Genomic DNA, 19344 nt, shown 5'->3' with positions numbered 1-19344 from the left:
CGATCTCCGCCCTTAGTAGGAATTCGGCAAAGCGAACAGAAAGCGCTACTATGGGTAAAATTAGCTGTTTCTAAATTAACCGTTTCTTAATCCCAGATTTCCGTCAAGGATCATCAAACGCTTGACTACACTTCTTTCGACCCAGACGGCCCAGTTTCTTGCCCAGCGCTACACCCTGGAAAATGGGCTAACGATTATTCATCAACAGGTTCCCACGCCCGTTGTCACGGTAGACGTGTGGGTGCGGGCGGGGGCGATCGCCGAACCAGAGCCTTGGGCTGGCGTGGCCCATTTCCTGGAACACATGATCTTCAAGGGAACCGAGCAACTGCCGCCGGGATACTTCGATTACGTGATCGAAAACTATGGCGGCGTGACCAACGCGGCAACAAGCCACGACTACGCCCACTTCTTCATCAACACCACAGCCGAATCCCTGCCCGACACGCTGCCCTGTCTGGCAGAACTGCTGCTGCGGGCGGCGATTCCCGATGAAGAGTTTGAGCGGGAGCGGGATGTGGTGCTGGAGGAACTGCGTCAGTCGGAGGACGATCCGGACTGGCTGGGGTTTCAAGCGCTGTCGGAAACGGTCTACCAGACCCATCCCTACGGGCGATCGGTGCTGGGCGATGTGGAACGGCTGATGGCGCTACGCCCAGAGGAAATGCGGTCGTTTCATCGCGCCCACTACCAGCCAGAGCGAATGACCGTGGTCATTGTGGGCAATGTCGATGCGGCTTATGCCATTGATCTGGCGCGTCAGGCTTTTTCAGACTTTGCCCCAGCGGTGGAGTTTCCCACCATTCCAATCGAGGCAGAGCCGCCGCTGGCAGGTATCCGACGGCAACACCTGCGGCTGCCCCGGCTGGAAACGGCGCGGCTGATGATGGCCTGGGCGGGCCCTGGGGTGGAGCAACTCCAAAGCGCCTATGGGCTGGATGTGCTGTCGGTGCTGCTGGCGGGTGGGCGCACGTCGCGTCTGGTGCGAGAACTGCGGGAAGAGCGGCAGTTGGTTCATGACATTGGCAGCAGCTTTTCGCTCCAGCGAGATTCCAGCCTGTTTACGATCACGGCCTGGTTGGAGCCAGAGTATTTGGACGTGGTGGAAGCGATTGTGGGCGATCGCCTCTCGGCCCTCAGCGCTGCGCCCATTCCCGACGCAGAGCTAAACCGAGTGAAGCGGCTCTTGTGCAACGACTACGCCTTTTCTACCGAAACCTCCAGCCAGCTTGCTGGCCTCTACGGCTACTACAACACCATCGCCCAGGCCGAGCTATCCGTCACCTATCCCGATCGCATCCAGAGTCTCCAGGTCGAAGACCTGCACCGTCTTGCCAGTCAGTACCTCTCGCCCTGCCACTATGCCGTGACGACGCTGCGGCCCATTGAGGCTTGATTCAGCGGTCGGGTCAGCGGTCGGGACATCGGTCAGGGCAGAGGTTGAGTCAGCGGTCGGGGCCGAGTGGCAAGATCATGGAGTTGCAGAGGAGTAGCGTAACGGAACCGTTTGAGCCTCTGTCTAAGCCTCTGTCTGAGCCTCTGTCCGAGCCTCCATTCTTGCTTCTACACGCTCTCCCTTGCTTCTCTGCCATCCCTCAACCCTTCATCACTGCCGCACCCCTATGTCCAACTCCACCCTCCAACCCGCAGCGCTCCCCCTCCACCGGACGGTTCTCAGTAACGGTCTGGTCGTGCTGACGACGGAGAATTCGGCGGCTGATATTGTGGCGGCGCGGCTGTTTGTGCGGGTGGGCAGCCGCTACGAAGTGCCAGAGCAGTCGGGCATTTCGCACCTGCTGACTTCGGTTCTGACGAAGGGCACCACGCACAAGTCTTCGATGCAGATTGCGGAACAAATCGAGTCGGTGGGTGCAAGCCTGGGCACGGATTCATCGCCAGATTATTGCCTGCTGAGTCTGAAAACGGTGTCGCGGGATTTTGCCGACATGCTGATGCTGGCGGCAGAATTGCTGCGATCGCCCTCCTTTCCCGAATCCGAAGTGGAGCTAGAGCAACGGCTGACCCTCCAGGGCATCCGCTCCATGCAGGAACAGCCCTTTGCGGTGGCGCAAAAGCAACTCCGGCAGGCAATGTATGGCGACCATCCCTACGCGCTACCGGGGCTGGGCACAGAGGAAACCGTGTCGAGACTCAGCCGCGCCGATCTGCTGCGCTATCACCAAACCCATTTTCGCCCCGATAATCTTGTCATCAGCATTACGGGACGAATTACCCCTGATGAGGCGATCGCCCTGGTGTCCGAAGCCTTTGGCGACTGGCAGCCACTGACGGATGACACTGGCGCACCCCTGCCGCTGCTGTATCCACCCACGCCGCCCGTCCTATCCAACCCACACCGCGTGGCGACGGTGCAAGAGACGCAGCAGGCAATCGTTATGCTGGGCTACCTGGCCCCGGCAGTTCACGTAGAAGACTATATGGCGCTGAAACTGATCAGCACCTACTTGGGCAACGGGCTGTCGAGCCGCCTGTTTGTGGAACTGCGCGAAAAGCAGGGCCTCGCCTACGAAGTGTCAGCCTACTATCCCACCCGGCTGGATACGTCTCAGTTCATCGCCTACATGGGCACGGCTCCGAGCAACGTGGCGATCGCCCTCGATGGACTGCACCGCGAAGTGCATCGCCTCGCCGCCGAACCCCTCAGCGAAGACGAACTGCAATCTGCCAAAAACAAGCTGCTGGGCCAATACGCCCTCGGCAAACAGACCAACGCCCAAATCGCTCAAATCTATGGCTGGTACGAAACGCTGGGGCTGGGCATTGACTTTGACACCCAGTTTCAAGCGGCGATCGCCCAGATTACGCCAGACCAGGCTCAGGCTGCTGCCCAGCGCTACTTTATAGAGCCGTATGTATCACTAGTGGGCCCAGCAAGTGCAGTGGGGTAAGAAAGGAGAGAAGAGAACTTCCCCTCTTCCCTCTTCGTTCTTCCTTCTTCCCTCTTTGTTCTTCCCTCTTCCCTATCCCCCCAATACCTCCAACCACGTCTCACGCGGCCACCCGCCAGTCTCGCCCAAACCGCACACAGGTCAGCGCCAGCGCAATTTGCTGAGCCGCTAGATACAAACGCAGCAGCTCGTCTTCTTGCAGCGAGAAGGGCTTGCCCCAGCGGAGAGACAGCACGGCAATGCTAGCGCTTTGGAACAGCACAGGCATCACCAGATGAGCCAATACGCCCTCTTCAGCGCTTTCGTTGACCTTCACCTGAGGCTTTTGGGTGGCGATCGCCTCTTGCACCACCGGGTCATCGCCCAGGGACGGCAGCGCAGTGCCATAGTTGCCTTGCAGCGTGCCGGGTTTGCCCGCTTCCACCAGATGCAGCGTGCAGCCATCGGCCTCATAGGTTTCCCCAAAGGTCTTGGCGATCGCCTCCAGCGCTTGCTCCAGCCCGGTCGCCTCCTGAGTCACTTTGACCAGCGTTCCCAGCAGGATCGTCTGCGACTGGGCGCGGCGCAGTTCTTCCATGCGATGTTTTTGCACGTCATAGGTTTCCACCGCCCGCTGCACCACGGCTTTTAGCTCATTGGGGTCCCAGGGCTTGGTGATGTACTTGTAAACCTGCCCAGAGTTGATCGCGTCCACCAGGTCTTCCACGTCGGTAAACCCGGTCAGGATAATCCGCATTGTGTCGGGAAACTGGGGAACAGTCTTGCTGAGGAATTCAGTGCCCTTCATTTCGGGCATCCGCTGGTCGGAAATGATGACCGCGACTTCGCCCTCGGCGGCCAGCACCTCCAGCGCCATCACGCCGCTTTCTGCACGCAGCACGTTAAAGTCGCGCCGGAACGTGCGATAGAGCAAATCCAAATTGTCTGGCTCGTCATCGACCACCAGCATTTTGGGCTTCTTGGGCCGCTCCAGGCTGGCCAACTGGCGATTAATGTGTTCTAATTCCGGCAGTGCAATGTCCATAACCATCCTTGGCTGCTGTTTGACTGGTTGTGTTGCTGGGTAGTGGATTGAAAAATGCTGCTCCTGAGCAGTGGCGAGGCTGGGTCGGCGTTTAATAGGCGTTTACACGGTTACAACAGATTTACAACACACCCCTTTAATAAAAAGAATCTCCAGGAACCGCTCGTCCGCTGTTCTCGTGATTTAGCAATGTGACTGGTTAACGTTTGGCTGTTGGATACAGCATCTGGAGACAACTGAATACAACCTGGATACAACATTTTCTGGCGGGGTCAGGTTCGCACTGCCCCGAAGAGACAGGGGTTTCCGGGCCACCCCCGTTCCTCACTCGCTTCGAGAATGCTGTAACTGTGCTTTTAGTTTGGGCACATTTGTCGCAGTTATAACGCTACAGGAAAATAAAATTCCAAAACTGCGGGGTGGAGTGCCCAAAACCAAGAAAAATCAAGCGCTGTATAGTGGAAGATGTGCCTTGGTCAATTGCCTCGAATTGCCCCGAGTCGCTCCGAATCGCCCCATCGACCGACTGGCTCCCTATCACACCCTGCTCAACGTCATGGTATCGCTTCCTCGCATTATTCTTCGAGATCATAAAGCCGATGCCGTGCGGCGCTTCCATCCCTGGATCTTTTCGGGGGCAATTAAGCGCATCGAGCCAGACGCTCAGGAGGGGGATTGGGTCGAGGTGTACAGCGATCGCGGCGAGTTTTTGGCAGCGGGCTTTTTTGGAGCAGGCAGCATCGCGGTCAAGGTCGTCTCCTTTCAGCCCGTCGAGTCGCTGGACACTCTGTTTCTAGAGCGGTTTCAGCAAGCCTATGGGCTGCGAAAACAGTTGGGACTGGCGGGCAGTAATCAGACCAACTGCTACCGCCTGATTAATTCTGAAGGCGACGGACTGCCGGGGCTGATTGTGGACTGGTATCACGGCGTGGCAGTGGTGCTGACCTATTCTTTGGGCATGGCCCAGCAGCGCGATCGCATTGTGGAGTGCCTGAAAACGCTCTACGGCTCCGACCTGCGGGCAGTGTATGACAAAAGCGCGGCCGTGCTGCACGGGGGCAAGTCTCAGCCCACCAATCAATACCTGTTTGGCGAAGCAAACCTGGGCGAAAAGCGGCTGGGCGAGGTGCTGGAAAACGGGCATCGCTTTGCGGTGGACTGGGAAGAAGGGCAGAAAACGGGGTTTTTTCTGGATCAGCGCGACAATCGCCAACTGCTGTCGCAGCACGTCGCCGGAAAGAAAGTGCTGAATACGTTTTGCTATTCGGGCGGCTTTTCAGTCTATGCCCTGCAAGCAGGTGCGGCGGTGGTGCATTCGGTAGATAGTTCCGCAAAGGCGATCGCCTGGACAGAGCAAAATGTCTCGTTGAATCCGGCAACCCCAGGCACTCACCAGTCCTACGCTGCCGATGTGTTCAACTTTTTGAAAGACTGCGCCGATGACTACGACGTGATCATCCTCGACCCGCCCGCCTTCGCCAAATCCCTCTCCGCCCGTCACCAGGCCACCCTGGCCTACCGCCGCCTCAACTATCTCGCCCTCCTCAAAATTCGCCCCGGCGGTCTGATTTTTACCTTTTCTTGCTCCCAGGTCGTCTCACTCGACAATTTCAAAGGGGCCGTCACTGCCGGGGCAATCGACGCGGGCCGCCCCGTGCGACTGCTCGGCCACCTCAGCCAGCCCGCCGACCACCCCACCAGCCTCTACCACCCGGAAGGGCAATATTTGAAAGGGCTAGTTTTGGAAGCGGGATAGAGGCGCGGTTTGCCACCGGGCAGGATTCACATTCCAAGCGCAGGGCCGCCGAAAGGATGGTGTCGCCAAATGGGCGATCGCCGCTGAAACTGACTCGCCGTAAACAAGCCGCCATCAGGCATTCCCGCCCCGCCAATATTTCGGAGCTGCATCACACAGCGCACCTTGGGCTTCAGCGTTTTGCCCAGTTCGTTCAGCAGCGTTTCCAGCGCCCCATAATAGGACGTTTCCTTCACCGCCGCTCCGGTCGCTCGAATCTCTTGCAAATCACGGATATAGGCTTCAAAAGGATTCATAGCGGCTTTGGGAGATGAAGGGTGTGAGGTGATGCTCTCCTTCTCTCTGGGGAGAAGTCTACGAGAACGCCCTGTTTGACGGCGCTAATTGTGAGGCAATACTCCCCTTTTCCCTAGGGCTACTGTGTACACACAAATTGACTGGACTAGGGCAAATCCGTTGAGATCCCCCCAAATCCCCCTTAAAAAGGGGGACTTCCGATCCGGTTCCCCCCTTATTAAGGGGGGCTAGGGGGGATCAAAGCGTCGCCGCTTAAGAATAGAAGACTGCTTAAGAATAGAAGACTTGTGTGTACACACTAGCTCCCTAGGGAGAAGAGGATGAGGGGTTGCCAACTCAGTATTCCCACTGAACCCGCCCACGCATCGTTATAATTCACCTTTTCAGCTAGAAATCTGCTTTCTCCGACAATTTCGTCAACATCGCTGTCCCAAGTCGCCCGTTCGGAGGAGCGATAAGATTGAAGTGAAACAACCCAGGCGAGACTCTTGATGGCCTACAGCGACTTCACCCTAGCCAAAGTCAAATCCGCCTTCGGGCTAACCACCCAGGAAAGCGGTAGCCTGTTCGCCAACATTCCCGCCGTCCCGCCGTCCCCTGCCCTGTCCCAAACCCTCACCGAATTCACCACCCTCGCCACTAGCATCGGCACCGAAAAAGCCCGCTCCGAATTTCTGATCGCGCCCATCCTGGCCGAAGTCCGCCGTCAGATGCACTACCGCATCGCCCTCTTTTCTGGCGTTGAGTTTAATGTGGATGCCGCCAGAGGCCTGCAAGGCTTTTGTGATTTCATTCTGTCTGCTTCCACAGAGCAGCTCTACATCGAGGCTCCAGTGATGACCGTCGTCGAGGCAAAGCGGGAAGATATTATCGGCGGGCTGGGGCAGTGCATCGCCACAATGGTCGCCGCCCAGATTTTCAATGCGGAAAGAGAGCAGCCGATTCCTCGCATCTATGGAGCCGTCACCAGCGGCACCAACTGGCGCTTCCTGATGCTCGAAGGAACCACCGTTTGGATTGATTCACCAGAGTATTACATCAGCCAGATTGGGCAAATTCTGGGAATCCTCATGCAGCCCTTTCAGCCAGATTTAGTCAGCAGCGCAACACCCTAATATTGATCCTCGATTTTGGATTTGCGATTAGGGTCACGCCGTCCAGTTGTCCACAACCACGATTGGGATCTCGGCCGTCTCTAGGACGGATTGAGAAACGGAGCCGACCAGTCCCACTTCCCAGAGGCGATCGCCCCGTTTGCCCATAACAATCTCATCTACTCGAAACTCCTGAGCGACGCGCACGATTTCCTCTGGGGCGGGGCCGATCGTGGTGACAAAGCGGTGGCGGATATCGGCGAGGAGCGTTTCGGTTTGGGATTGCAGGCGCTGGATGCTGGCAGGGTCGTTGACCTGGACAACGTGCAGCACAATGACGCTAGCATCAGCGCGGCGGGCCAGTTCGGCGGCTTTGCGGAGGACGGCGGGGGCGAGGGGCGAGGTATCGACGGCGGCCAGGAGGGTGATAGGACGGGCGATCGCCACTTTGGTCGGGTCTACGTCGCCCTTTTCCAGCAGTCGGGGTGCAAACGTGGGGATGGCCCAAGCTCCCAGGGGTGCTGTGACCAGGATGGAAAGCGCGGCGATCGCCAGAATCGCCTCTCCACCCGCGATGCCCTGAGACAGCGGAATTGCGCCGATCGCCGCCTGCACTGTCGCCTTGGCCGAGTTTGCAGGCAGCAGAAACAGCCGCTCCTTCCAGTTCCAATTACTGCCCAGCGTAGACAGATACCAGCCCACCATCCGCCCAATCAGCGTGCCGATCGCCAGAATCGCCAGCCCCACGCCCAGCGTGTTGCCCAACACATTGAGCTGAATGCTAGCCCCCAGCAGCACAAACAGAAAAATCTCCGCCACGCCCCACAGCGCATCAAACCCCCCCCGCAGCCGCCGCGCCAGGGGAGCATCCAGTTCGATCAGGAAAAAACCCAGCGACATCACCGCCAGATAGCCTGAAAACAGAGGATATTCCTCTGCCAGCACCACCAGCAGCAGCGCAAACCCTGCCGCCACCAGCGCATCCTGTACAGCGTTTTGCGTCCAGTTTTGCTTCGCCAGCAGAAAGACAAGTAACTGCGCCGTCAGCCAGCCCAGCAGCACCCCCAGCGCAATTTGCAAGATCAGTTGCAGCGGCAGCAGTTGCAGAGGGGTGAGCGTGAGACCGCCGGGGAGGGTCAACCCCGCCGCAGCGCCCTGGGAGAGAAACGCCAGCAGCAGGCTAAACACTAGCAGCAGCAGCACGTCCGACAGGGCACTCCCCGTCAAAATGGCATCGGGAATGCCCTTTTGTACGCCCCAGCCCAGACTTTTTAACCGCAGCATTCCGGGTACGATGACGGCAGGCGACTCTGCACCGATGATGCAGCCCAGAAGAAGCCCTGTGGCAAAGTCGAACCCCAGCAGCCAGATTGCGCCGAGGGCGATCGCCACCGCCTCCAAGGCTGCTGGCAGAAACCCTAGTCGCAGCGCCACCGTCCCCTGCTGCGCCAGTTTTTCTCGATCTAACCCCAGCCCCGCCTTCATCAAAATCACCATCACGGCGATCGTCCGCAACACGCCTGCTGACTCCAGTAGCTCTGGCGCGAGGGTCTGCGTCACTTGGGGGCCCAGCACGATGCCCGCCAGCACCATGCCCACCAGTGCAGGTAATTTCAATCGTCGCGCCAGTTGTCCGGCAAAGAAGCCGATGAGGAGAGTCCAGAGGAGGCTTGGTAGCATTTTGGGTCTTGGGTCTTGGGTCTTGGGTTTTGGGTTTTGGGTTTTGGGCTTTGTAAAATTGCGCTACGCAAAATTGCGCTACTTTCTACTCCGCGTGATTTCTACCGCGACTTGTCCTGTAAAGTCGGGAATCGGCGGGTTGACCTTGGTCAGGCGCACGGTGACTTGTTCAACCTGGCCGCTGGAGAGCATGATTTGGGCGATCGCCCCGGCCAGTCGCTCGATCAGGCGAAACCGTTCGGTGCGAATGAGTTGGAGAACGGTGGCCACATTGTTGCGGTAGTCGTAGGTGTCTTCTAGGCGATCGCTCTCTGCTGCTTTGGACAGATCAACCCACAGGGTCAAGTCCACCTGAAACCATTGCCCCAAGACCTGCTCTGCCTCCAGATAGCCTGAATAGCCAAAGGCCCGCAGCCCGGTTAAATAAATGCAATCTGCCATTAATCCGCAATTCATTTAATTCGACAAAGCCTGATCCGCCCAACAGGCCCAGCAGGCGGTAATGTCCATTCTCCTGGGTGGCACGACGAAGGGAGTTTCTGGACGCTCAGCAGGCGCTAATCTGGCAATCCAAAATCGCAAACCCGAAATCGAGACAGAACCTACGCACTTGCGATAAGTTTGCTGGGCTTTGGACGATTTCTCGTGGGCACAGCCTTCGAGAAATCGTCCAGATGCGTAAGTCCTACGAGAATTAACAAAATTAACAATAAGCCACAATAAGCCAACTGTACGCTAAATCGCATCATCCAAGCAGCAGAAGCGTATCAGGAATTCTGTCATCTCCTATCAGGTCGGCTTTCTGTTCTGCTGCCCGCTGTTTTTGTTTTGTAGGGCAGAACCACTGCTCTTGACTCCTGCTCTTTCTAAGGTCAATCCGTTGGCGCAGCCCAGCTTAGGCGTTCTAAAAAACCTCAAACGGCTATCTCTGATTGCCTTCCAAAACTTCCATCACGTCCTGAATGGAGCAGCCCAGCACCCGCGCCAAGGGCACCAGCATCGAGCCGTCTATGTCGCCCATCGACAGCGCTTCCAGCTTTTCTTTGGGCAGTCGATAGGAATCGCAAAACCGTTCAAATTCGGCATCGGTTACGCCTAGCTCGTCTTGTCGCTGCTTTAGCCAGCGGGCGATCGCCCCCACGCCCGACCGAGGCTGCGTCGCCCTTGCCAGATACTTGTTCACCAGTTCCTCAATCTCGCTGTTGCCGCCGCCCGCACGACTCACCAGGTCATAGCACGCCAGCCGCAGCGCCCTGCGAGCGCGATATTCTTCGTTCAAGATATTGGCAACGCGGATTGCGATATCGGGCTTCAGAAAGCCCACCAGTTCGTCGTCGTAGTGCAGCGGCACCAAGGCATCGTTGGGACGAATTTCCCAGGCGGGCGTGTCGTCAGGTAGAGGCATAGGGACGGGTTCCGAAAGGGCGAGTTCCGCAAGGGGATCTGAAGATTTCTGAACGGGGAAGGGGGCGATCGCCCACCCTAAACTTGGATCTTAGACTTGGATCTTAATTCAATCCGCACCATCAATCCGAATTGGCTTCCAGACAGTTCCCGCGAATTCCTGATTGACCACAGTTGATGGTTCCAGATCGAGGATTCGAGTCGAGGATTCGAGTTTGCTTCCGAACGGATTCCGAATGGATTCAGATTCATTTTCCAAATTCATTCCAGGTTTGTCTCCAAATCCATCCTGATGCGTGTCGTCATTTCCGTAAAAGTCATTGGTAGATGCACCCTGATTCAATAACCTCCGGTTTCGCGGCCGGAGGTTTTTTTTGCGCCTGACAAGCTTGTGGGAAAGCCACCGTGGGACAATAGAACCGCTGCGTTTGGAAGCCTCCATGCTAAAGCGATGGATTGTCATGGTGCTGGTCGCGATTGGTCTGACGATGCAGGGCTGCACGTCCGTCACGGCGGCGCTCGATCGCTATGTAGATAGCACCGAGGGCTATGAGTTTCTCTATCTCAACAGTTGGGTGCCCGTCACGGTGAAGGACGGCCCCCAGCTCGTGCTACATGACCTGATCGAAAGCACCGAAAATGTCAGCGTGATCATCAGCCCCGTGCCCGACGACAAAACGCTGGAAGACCTGGGCAGCCCCAGTGAGGTGGGCTATAAGCTGTGGAAAAACGCGCTGCAACCCAACCCGGCCGGGCGACGCGCCGAGCTAATCAGCGCCGAATCGCACGATGTAAACGGGCAAACCTATTATTTGCTGGAATTTGCCGTGGACGCGCCCGATTTGCAGCGCCATAACCTGGCCAGCGTAGCGGTGCGCCGGGGCAATCTGTACACCTTCAACCTATCCACCACAGGACGGCGCTGGGCCCAGGCTGAGAAGACGTTTCGGACGATTGTGGAGTCGTTTTCGGTAAGCTAGTGATGAGCTAGCCCATTGCGCGAACCTGTCCCTCAGCCCCAAAAACCGGAGCTAACCAGTTCGCCATTGTTCCAGGCTTGTCCCTGCTGGCGCTGCTGGAGGCGCGATCGCCACTGGCGAATCTGCTGGGCGGTCTGGGCAAAGGGCGAAAACCGGGGCGCAGATTCAACGACCGCTTCCGCAGCCCCCGAAGCCGACAGGCGGCGGTTGACGTTCATACAGTCGGCCAGGTTGTCTAGGTATGGCTCCAGGTCAAGCGCTCGCTGCACCTGCTCGACCGACGTATAGCGATCGCGCAGCGACACCCGCAGCAGCTTAGCCAGAATTTTGCCAAAGTGGTCGCTGACGTAAACGTAGTCTTCCCAGAGCATTTCGCCCGTATAAGCGTCATACTCAAACTCCATTGGCGGCTTGCCCGTCAGCATATACAGGCAGGTCACGCCGACCGCGTATAGGTCGCTGGCGTAGGTGGGGCGCAGGGCAAGCTGCTCTGGCGGCGCAAAACCCACCGTGCCCACAAACTGCGTCGTTGCGGTTTTGTGGGTGGTTTCGCCAGCTTCCACCATCCGCTCTTTTACTGCGCCAAAATCAATCAGCACTAGCCGCCCGTCGTCTTCGCAGCGGATCAGGTTGGGCGGCTTGATGTCGCGATGGATCACCTGCTGCTGGTGGACGTAGCCCAGAATCGGCAGCAGTTCTCGCAAAAAGTGCTTGACGGCTAGTTCCGAAAAGGGGCCGTTTTGCTTGACCTGCTTCGCTAGGGTATATCCCCGCACGTATTCCTGCACCAGGTAAAACTCACCTTCTACCTGAAAGTAATCCAGCAGGCGAGGAATACTCGCATGGCTGCCCAACTGGCTAAGGGTCTTGGCTTCCCGCTCGAACCGTTCAGAGGCCCGCTTTAGCACGGCGGGATTGTCCATCTTGGGGCAAAGCTGCTTGATAACGCAGAGGGGGCTACCGGGCAGCGACACGTCTCGCGCCAAGAAGGTGATGCCAAAGCCGCCCCGTCCGAGGGCCTTCAGCACCTGATAGCGATCGCGAAACAGTTGGTTATTTTGGCAAAGCTGGCCGGGCTGAGTTAGCAGTTGCCGGGAGGATCGGGCTGCATTTAGGGGGGTGGTGGAGGACGCCATCATTAAGTTTGAGATATGAAGTCAAAATTAAAGAAGCCAGCGCTGATCCGAAAAATCCCTGAGTCCGAGCCAGACGGTTCTGATCCCTGCGCCAACGAAACGCACGAGCGGACTCTCCAACTGTCTGGAGCAGCGTTCGCTGCCCTTCACAACCTACCCAGTAGCATAAACCAATTTAGGAAACTCTGTGGATTTTCAAGGGATTTGCCCATCTCCAGATAGGCTTGGCATTCCTGATGCTCCCATCACATTTCCAATAGATTTCCAACCTTGGGATGATTCTGGTTTTAAACTGCATTCCCTCATTCTGGATAGGGGCTATACCCAAGCTTCATCTACTTAAAGCCCTAGTAAAATTCTGACCCGCCTTGCCGGATAAAGCTTGCGTGGATTTGGGGAAATTCGTCCCGCAGCCCGGAGAGGTTGGCAGGCAAGGCAAAGCGCGAATCCTAAGGGGCAAATTGTGAAGTCAAATTATGAAGGCAACCTGGTAAAGCAAGAAGGGGTTGGGGATGCGAGGCAAACGGTCAGACGCGGCCTGATCATGGCTCGATGCCTGAGACGCAGAGTGAGGTGAGAGCAAGGTGAACTCAGATCATGGGCGAATGACAGGCAGATCACGAGCAAAGGGGGCTAGAAATTTATTCTGGTGTGGGCGATCGCCACCCGGAGGCTTCCTCGCCAGCCCTGGGCAAATTTCGCGATTATTGCGAAGTCCACAGTTCCTGACGATATCGCGATCTAAAAGTGCTAAGGTTTTAGCATTCGAGTGTGTGTAATTCCACAAAGCGCAACTATTATGACCAAAGGACAGGGATTCGGCGGCTTTGGACTCGGCAAAATGAAAGAGCTGACCGAAGCGTTCAAAAAAGCTCAACAGGTGCAGGAGGGTGCAAAGCGCCTGCAAGAAGAGCTAGAAGTCATGGAAATTGAAGGCGAAGCAGGCGGCGGGCTGGTGAAGGTGGTGCTGAGCGGCAACCAAGAGCCTCGCCGGGTCGAGATTACGCAAGACGCAATGGGCGAGGGCCCAGAGGTGCTGGCCGATCTGGTGCTGGCGGCGGCCAAAGATGCCTACAACAAGTCCACCGCCACCATGCGTGAGCGAATGGAAGAATTAACAGGCGGGCTGAATCTGCCTGGGCTGGGCTAGTCTAGCGGAAACTCGCAGCCGAGGTTTCAGGCTCAAGGGGTTGGGTCTTTGGGTTTTGAGTGTCTGTAGCTCTCAACAGATCTAAATCTCAGCGATTCTGAGTCTTTGTAATTTTGATTTGTAATTCTGAGAAGAGGCGCGGTTCGAGGCTGCGTCTCTTTTGTCGTTCCAAGGTGCGTTAGTGCGTGGGGAGGGGGCGATCGCCCTTCCCTCTGCCTGTTTTCAACTTTCTGCAAAACGCCCTGGGACAGTCTTGTAACAAAATTCCTACAAAATTCCCGCCGACTCGTACAGCCGCCGCACCAGCGCCATAATCTTGTCGCCATACTGCGGGTCGGCGGACCAGCGCCCGCTGAGCTGCCCCACCAGCGGCGCAACCCCCCGCGCCACAAATCGAAAGCGCGGATCGACTAGCCCCTGCACCAGCGGAGCCGTGCTGCCGTAGGCCTTGAGGTGCTGAATGTGGGCCCGCACGCCAATGCGAGCGCTGGGAAAAGACGCACCGCTGGGGCTGCCCGCCGCGTCGCCCAACCCGCCAAAGTTGTTTTGTCCTGGCTGGATTGTGCCGCCAAATTGCAAAAAGCTCGTCTCGACGCACATCTGGCAAAAGGCGAGGTCATAGTTCACGCCCTCCACGCTGCCCTCTTCGCGGTAGAGGCGCGGCAAGTCAGGAAACTGGTTCAGCCCGGCCTCGTTATTATTCTTCAAGAACATCCGCAGTTGCAGTTCTGAGGTCTGCCCAAGGCCCATAATCCGGTCGATTTGCCCCGGACAGATGCCAGAGTTTTGCAAGATCACGGTGCGCGTGGCCGCGTCCCAGGTGACAGACACATTAAAGGGTCGCAGTTCCACCGCCCGCACGTAGACGATATTGCGATAGGTGACACGCCGAATGTCGGGCGACTGGCTGATATCAATGCCGAGGCGATCGACCAGATCGGCGGGAATAAAGGCATTGCCGTTGACGATAATGCCGCGCTCGTCATACAGTCCGCCGTTGATATTGATACTGATGCTGGGGTAGGTTTCGCCGCCGGGGTCGGGGGGCAGACCCGCCACGGCCCGGCTCCAGGACGAAAGTCCGTCGGCAATGCCTAGCGCCAGGTCGCGCCGCTGGTTTTGCAAAATGCTGCGGTCTTCTGGACTCGTGAGAAATCCGACATTCATCAGCAGTGAGGGAACGATCAACTGGCGGCAGAAGGCAAGGCTGCCTGTCCCTGAGTCGGTGTCGGGCTTTGCGCCGCGATTGGGCAGTTGGGGAACGCGCCGCAGCAGCGCCAGCAGCAGCAGTTCCGCATGGGCTTTGCGCTGGCTGTTGGTGGGGATGTAGAACACGGTTGCGCCGCGCACGGAGGGGTTGGGGGAGGCATCGGCGTGGATTTCCAGCGCCACATCCAGGTTTTGCGCCCGCGCGTTGATCCATGCGAGGGTCTGGGCCATGCTCAGGTCGTCCGGCACGGACAGCACCTCCAGCCCCCGCGCCCGCAGTTCGGCCACAATCAGGTCGCGGGTCAGGATCATCTCCCGCGCCTCCGTTGTGCCTGCTACCACAATGCCGGGGTCGATGCCCGCGCCTTCTGTGCCGCCATGCCCCGCAGAGATAAAAATCCGTCCCATCGACTGCTGATCCTCGTTTGCGTGCCCGTTTCCAATTTGGCGGCGATCGCCCCTTGCACTCTAGACCCTGGAGACAGGGCGATCGCGCTACCCGTAAGACTAGCTAAATTCCGCACCCTTGGCGCAGGTTTATTGACCGCAATGCCCCCGGCCATTCGGCGACAGAAATATTAGAAAAATTAGAAAACGCAGTGTGCAACTCTGCTGATCCCCCTCACCCTTTTCTGGGATGCCGGAGGCTTTAAGCCCTCTCCCAGAGCAGAAGAGGGACTTCAAGCCTCTTTTGCTCCCCTTCTCCCAACCTGGGAGAAGGGGTTGGAGGATGAGGGCAGATTGAGAATTGCACATCGCGTTACCCGTGCAAGTTTGTAGAAAAGCGTCAGAATAAAGGATACGCCCTTGCCCCCTCCAGCCGCATGGTTACGCCGCGCCTCCACCCCGACACCATCGAAGACGTGAAGCAGCGGGTCGATATCGTCGATATCGTGTCCGAGCATGTGGTGCTAAAAAAGCAGGGCAAAGATTTCACCGGCCTGTGTCCGTTCCACGATGACAAATCGCCCAGCTTTTCCGTCAGCCCCAGCAAGCAGTTCTACTACTGCTTTAGCTGCGGAGCCGGGGGCAACGCCATCAAGTTTTTGATGGAGATTGGCAAGCAGTCTTTTGGGGAGGTGGTGCTGGAGCTGGCGCGGCGCTATCAGGTGCCCGTGAAGACCCTAGAACCGGAGCAGCGGCAGGAATTTCAGCGGCAGTTGTCGCAGCGAGACCAGCTTTACGAAATTCTGGCGGTGACGGCCAAATTTTTTGAACATGCGCTGCACCAGAGCCAGGGGGCGATCGCCCTCGACTATTTGCGAACCAAGCGCAAGCTGTCGCCCGAAATCGTCCAGCAGTTTCAACTGGGCTATGCCCCTGGCGGCTGGCAGACGCTCTACGGCTATCTGGTGGAGCAAAAGCGCTATCCCGTGGAGCGGGTGGAGCAGGCGGGCTTGCTGGTGCCCCGGCAGGGCGGCAGTGGATATTACGACCGATTCCGCGATCGCCTGATGATTCCCATCTGCGACGTGCAGGGGCGCGTCATTGGCTTTGGGGGGCGGGCCCTGGGCGACGAACAGCCCAAGTATCTCAACTCGCCAGAGGGCGACCTGTTCGACAAAGGCAAGACGCTGTATGGGCTGGATCTGGCCAAAGGGGCGATCGCCAAGCGAGACGAGGCGATCGTGGTGGAGGGATACTTTGATGTCATTGCCCTGCACGCCGCAGGCATCACCAACGTCGTCGCGTCGATGGGCACTGCGCTGACCCAGGGGCAGATCAAGCAACTGCTGCGCTATACCGAATCCAAGCGGATTATCTTTAACTTTGACGACGACAAGGCCGGGCAAAAAGCCGCCGACCGGGCCATTGGCGAACTGGCGGATCTGGCCTATCGCGGCGAGGTGCAGGTGCGGATTCTGAACCTGCCGGAGGGCAAAGACCCCGATGAGTTTCTCAAGGCTCACTCCCCGTCTGCCTATCAGGACTTGCTGCAAGACGCGCCGCTGTGGCTCGACTGGCAGATTCAAAAACTCCTGGCCGACAAAGACCTGAGCCAGCCCGACCAGTTTCATGCCAGCACCCAGGCGATCGCCCAACTCTTGGGCAGCCTGCCCAACGCCACCCTCCGCACGCACTACATCCACCGCTGCGCCGAACTGCTGAGCCGGGGCAACGCCCGCCTGGCCGTGCAGCTTGAGCAAGACCTGCGAACCCAGGTGCGGGGGCAGCGCTGGCATGGGCGATCGCAAAAATGGCAAACACCGGGCGATCGCACGCTGCTAGAAGAAGCCGAAGCCCAACTGCTGCGCCTCTATCTACACCAGCCGGAACACCGCGCCGAAATCCGAGCAGCGCTGGAGTCCCGCGATCTGGAATTCAGCATCGCCCACCATCGCCTGCTGTGGCAGCAGATCTTGGCGATTGAGGACTCTGCCGCAGCGCAGGATAGCACAGAGCCGGAGAGCCGGGCAGAGTGGACTACCAGCGCTCAGCCGCCCAACCCCGTCTCTCTCCTCACCCGCCTGCAAGACCACCTTGCCGAACTCCCGGATCAGCACGAAGCCGTTTATTCTCTCTTTCAGCTTGACGAAAAAACGCGACGCGACCTAGCGCGAGCCGCCCTGGTGATTCGCACTGCCACGGCCTGCATGGAGATGGTGATGTGCGAAAAGCGGCGGCGGCACTTCCTCGACCTGTGGAAGAAAACGGACATCACCACGTCGCCAGAGTTGGGGCAATATTATCAGCAGCAGCTTTATCTGGAAGATCAGCGCATTAAGGTGCTGGAACAGGAGCAGCGCAACACCACCTTTGCCGATTTGGCCCAAACTCCGTGGGTCGGGGTTGGCCTCATAGAGTGATGGGGGATTCTCCTAACACCCTATCTACTACCGATCTTATCCACTACCTAGCTGCTACCTAGCACTACCTATCTACTGCGCCGAGTGGCGTGATCAGTCCATCTAGGCTGACACGATTTTTCGTCTGGCGATAGCTGTTCAGTCCGTCTTCGCCTTTCTGGCTGGCCCAGTCTACGAGTTCATTGCGCTGCCCTTCGTAGCCAAAGCGGGGAACCCCCATGCCGCAGGAGGTCTGAACTTTGGCGACCTCAATATGGAGGATTTGTCGAGCGCCGGACAGCGGCGGGAACAGTGGGTAAAGCGTGTCCCATTCGGGAGATTGGGGCAAAACCGTCGTGCCCTGGCCGTAAATCCGCAGAATCAGCGGCGGCCCCTGAAAGGCGCAGAACATCAGGGTAATACGACCATTTTCCTGGACATGGGCAGAGGTTTCATTGCCGCTGCCTGTGAGATCCAGGTAGGCGACCCGATGGGGCGACAAAACGCGAAAGCTGTCGAGTCCTTTGGGAGACAGGTTAATATGCCCTTCGGCGCTAAGCGGGGCAGTCGCCACGAAGAAGATTTGCTGCTGGGCAATAAAGTCCTGGAGTTTGGGCGTGAGGGAGTCGTATTGCTGGGCCATGGGAGTGGGGGCGATCGCCCGGATTACAAGAGAACGGCAGCCATCCTACCGCATTCCCACATGGCCGCGCCCCGCCCTCTTGGGGCATTTGCTTAAAACACAGTCATTGAAACGCACAGTTATTGAACCTATTGATATTGAACCTATTGAAACGCACCGTCTAGGACAGCACTCCCGAATTTTTCAGATAGGAATATACCTGCGATAGCACTTGTCGCGCTGGATTGAACGTGATTTTTTTCACCGCGTCATGGTAAGTCAGCCAGGCATAGTCTTTGATTTCTTTTGCCTGACAGGTGACGATTTCCGACTTTACCAGCGCAGGGAAGTAGGTCACGGTCTTGTCGATGGGCTTTTTGTCACGCATGAAGCGGTAGCGTTCCATAAAAGCGTCTTCGCTAAGCAGGTCGTAGGCGGTGATGCCCGTCTCTTCTTCAAACTCGCGGCAGGCAGCGGCGATCGCCGTTTCGCCAGGGTCGGCGTGTCCTTTGGGAAAGCCCCAATGCCCAGCGTGGTGCTGAATCAGCAAAAACTTGTCGCCGTCCTCCTGGCGCAAAATAGGCACAATGCCAAAAGCCTCGTCTTTCATAGCAAGTTCAGTCGTGTGGGAGTCAAGCCTGGCCGTTTGTCCAGAATGCTTGCATCACAGTGTAATCGATGCGGATTCTAGGATGTCGTATCTTGCGACAGAAAAATGCGCGGCGATGCAGGGGAGGTCACCCGCTTCCCCCCTTGCCCCGCCAACGGGTCACATCACGCTAGCACTGGACTGATCTCGACTAGAGGCTATTCTCTGGCAACGGTTATTTTCTGATAGCGGGCGATCGCAACGCCTGCACTGCCTGCACCACCGCCGCGCCTGCCTGCTCGATCTCCGTTTCCGTGGTAAAGCGACCAATGCCAAACCGCAGCGACGCAAAGGCCAAATCGGGCGATCGCCCAATCGCCGTCAGCACATGGGAGGGCGCGATTTTTGTGGAGCTACAGGCCGCACCGGAAGAAACTGCGATTTGCGACTGCAACGCCAGCAGCAGCGCCTGTCCGTCTACGCCTTCAAGGCTTAGATTCAGGTTGCCCGGAAGCCGCTGGGTGGGGTGGCCGTTGAGATACACGCCGCCCAGGGGTTGAATGTAGGAAAAGAGGCGATCGCGCATTTCCGTCACTCTGGCCGACTCCGCTTCCCGACTCTCCAGCGCCAGTTCCACCGCCTTGGCAAAGCCCACAATCTGCGGCACATACAGCGTCCCCGACCGCATCCCCCGCTCATGCCCGCCGC

17 protein-coding genes and 1 pseudogene are annotated in these 19344 nt (G+C 57.7%); 7 read left to right on the top strand and 11 right to left on the bottom strand.

What is annotated here, in order from left to right:
* Nucleotides 1-121 precede the first annotated feature (121 nt).
* Both IGS51_RS13160 and IGS51_RS13155 read left to right on the top strand, forming a co-directional pair.
* On the top strand, nt 122-1396 hold the full coding sequence (locus IGS51_RS13160) for a pitrilysin family protein (protein ID WP_297078809.1): 1275 nt from the start codon (nt 122-124) through the stop codon (nt 1394-1396).
* A 226-nt stretch (nt 1397-1622) separates the two neighbouring features.
* Nucleotides 1623-2909, top strand: a complete 1287-nt coding sequence (locus IGS51_RS13155) for a pitrilysin family protein (RefSeq protein ID WP_297078808.1) — start codon at nt 1623-1625, stop codon at nt 2907-2909.
* A gap of 100 nt (nt 2910-3009) precedes the next feature.
* Here the strand turns inward: IGS51_RS13155 and IGS51_RS13150 are convergent, their stop codons facing one another.
* A complete protein-coding gene (locus IGS51_RS13150) occupies nt 3010-3933 on the bottom strand; it encodes a response regulator (protein ID WP_297078816.1) in 924 nt (307 codons plus the stop codon).
* A gap of 556 nt (nt 3934-4489) precedes the next feature.
* On the opposite strand from IGS51_RS13150, the gene IGS51_RS13145 reads away from it, so the two are divergent.
* Nucleotides 4490-5689 carry a class I SAM-dependent rRNA methyltransferase gene (locus IGS51_RS13145; RefSeq protein ID WP_367279334.1) on the top strand — a complete coding sequence of 400 codons (1200 nt, stop codon included), beginning with the start codon at nt 4490-4492 and terminating at the stop codon, nt 5687-5689.
* A gap of 80 nt (nt 5690-5769) precedes the next feature.
* On the opposite strand, the pseudogene IGS51_RS13140 reads toward IGS51_RS13145, so the two are convergent.
* Nucleotides 5770-5985: pseudogene (locus tag IGS51_RS13140) on the bottom strand (DNA methyltransferase); the annotation flags it as partial.
* Nucleotides 5986-6477: 492 nt separating this feature from the next.
* Here IGS51_RS13140 and IGS51_RS13135 point away from each other — a divergent pair.
* Nucleotides 6478-7101 carry a hypothetical protein gene (locus IGS51_RS13135; RefSeq protein ID WP_297078805.1) on the top strand — a complete coding sequence of 208 codons (624 nt, stop codon included), beginning with the start codon at nt 6478-6480 and terminating at the stop codon, nt 7099-7101.
* A gap of 33 nt (nt 7102-7134) precedes the next feature.
* Here IGS51_RS13135 and IGS51_RS13130 read toward each other — a convergent pair whose 3' ends face one another.
* The 3 genes from IGS51_RS13130 to IGS51_RS13120 form a co-directional block, all read right to left on the bottom strand.
* Nucleotides 7135-8760, bottom strand: a complete 1626-nt coding sequence (locus tag IGS51_RS13130) for a cation:proton antiporter (RefSeq protein ID WP_297078804.1) — start codon at nt 8758-8760, stop codon at nt 7135-7137.
* A 78-nt stretch (nt 8761-8838) separates the two neighbouring features.
* Nucleotides 8839-9201 carry a dihydroneopterin aldolase gene (folB, locus tag IGS51_RS13125; RefSeq protein WP_297078803.1) on the bottom strand — a complete coding sequence of 121 codons (363 nt, stop codon included), beginning with the start codon at nt 9199-9201 and terminating at the stop codon, nt 8839-8841.
* A gap of 481 nt (nt 9202-9682) precedes the next feature.
* Nucleotides 9683-10165, bottom strand: coding sequence for a hypothetical protein (locus IGS51_RS13120; protein WP_297078802.1), 483 nt, complete (start codon nt 10163-10165; stop codon nt 9683-9685).
* 439 nt (nt 10166-10604) lie between these two features.
* On the opposite strand from IGS51_RS13120, the gene psbP reads away from it, so the two are divergent.
* A complete protein-coding gene (gene psbP / locus IGS51_RS13115; protein WP_297078801.1) occupies nt 10605-11144 on the top strand; it encodes a photosystem II reaction center PsbP in 540 nt (179 codons plus the stop codon).
* 32 nt (nt 11145-11176) lie between these two features.
* Here the strand turns inward: psbP and IGS51_RS13110 are convergent, their stop codons facing one another.
* Nucleotides 11177-12280 (bottom strand): serine/threonine-protein kinase, encoded by a 1104-nt coding sequence (locus IGS51_RS13110; RefSeq protein ID WP_297078800.1) that lies wholly within the window; start codon nt 12278-12280, stop codon nt 11177-11179.
* 799 nt (nt 12281-13079) lie between these two features.
* Between IGS51_RS13110 and IGS51_RS13105 the strand changes: the two genes are divergently transcribed.
* On the top strand, nt 13080-13430 hold the full coding sequence (locus IGS51_RS13105; protein ID WP_297078799.1) for a YbaB/EbfC family nucleoid-associated protein: 351 nt from the start codon (nt 13080-13082) through the stop codon (nt 13428-13430).
* Between the two features lie 267 nt (nt 13431-13697).
* Here the strand turns inward: IGS51_RS13105 and IGS51_RS13100 are convergent, their stop codons facing one another.
* On the bottom strand, nt 13698-15047 hold the full coding sequence (locus IGS51_RS13100) for an N-acetylmuramoyl-L-alanine amidase (protein ID WP_297078798.1): 1350 nt from the start codon (nt 15045-15047) through the stop codon (nt 13698-13700).
* Nucleotides 14975-15202, bottom strand: a complete 228-nt coding sequence (locus tag IGS51_RS13095; protein ID WP_297078797.1) for a hypothetical protein — start codon at nt 15200-15202, stop codon at nt 14975-14977. Before IGS51_RS13095 ends, IGS51_RS13100 begins: the two co-directional genes overlap by 73 nt.
* A gap of 261 nt (nt 15203-15463) precedes the next feature.
* On the opposite strand from IGS51_RS13095, the gene dnaG reads away from it, so the two are divergent.
* Complete coding sequence (gene dnaG / locus IGS51_RS13090) at nt 15464-17446, top strand: DNA primase (RefSeq protein WP_297078796.1); 1983 nt, start codon at nt 15464-15466, stop codon at nt 17444-17446.
* Between the two features lie 64 nt (nt 17447-17510).
* Here the strand turns inward: dnaG and IGS51_RS13085 are convergent, their stop codons facing one another.
* From IGS51_RS13085 to IGS51_RS13075, 3 genes are all read right to left on the bottom strand, one after another.
* On the bottom strand, nt 17511-18068 hold the full coding sequence (locus IGS51_RS13085) for a pyridoxamine 5'-phosphate oxidase family protein (RefSeq protein ID WP_297078795.1): 558 nt from the start codon (nt 18066-18068) through the stop codon (nt 17511-17513).
* 160 nt (nt 18069-18228) lie between these two features.
* Nucleotides 18229-18657, bottom strand: a complete 429-nt coding sequence (locus IGS51_RS13080; RefSeq protein WP_297078794.1) for an NUDIX domain-containing protein — start codon at nt 18655-18657, stop codon at nt 18229-18231.
* Between the two features lie 214 nt (nt 18658-18871).
* On the bottom strand, nt 18872-19344 hold a 473-nt coding region (locus IGS51_RS13075; protein WP_297078793.1), incomplete at its 5' end, for an aminotransferase class V-fold PLP-dependent enzyme.

Source organism: Thermoleptolyngbya sp. M55_K2018_002 (assembly GCF_015295965.1).
GTDB lineage: Bacteria > Cyanobacteriota > Cyanobacteriia > Elainellales > Elainellaceae > Thermoleptolyngbya > Thermoleptolyngbya sichuanensis.
This window is presented reverse-complemented; position numbering and strand designations above follow the sequence as displayed.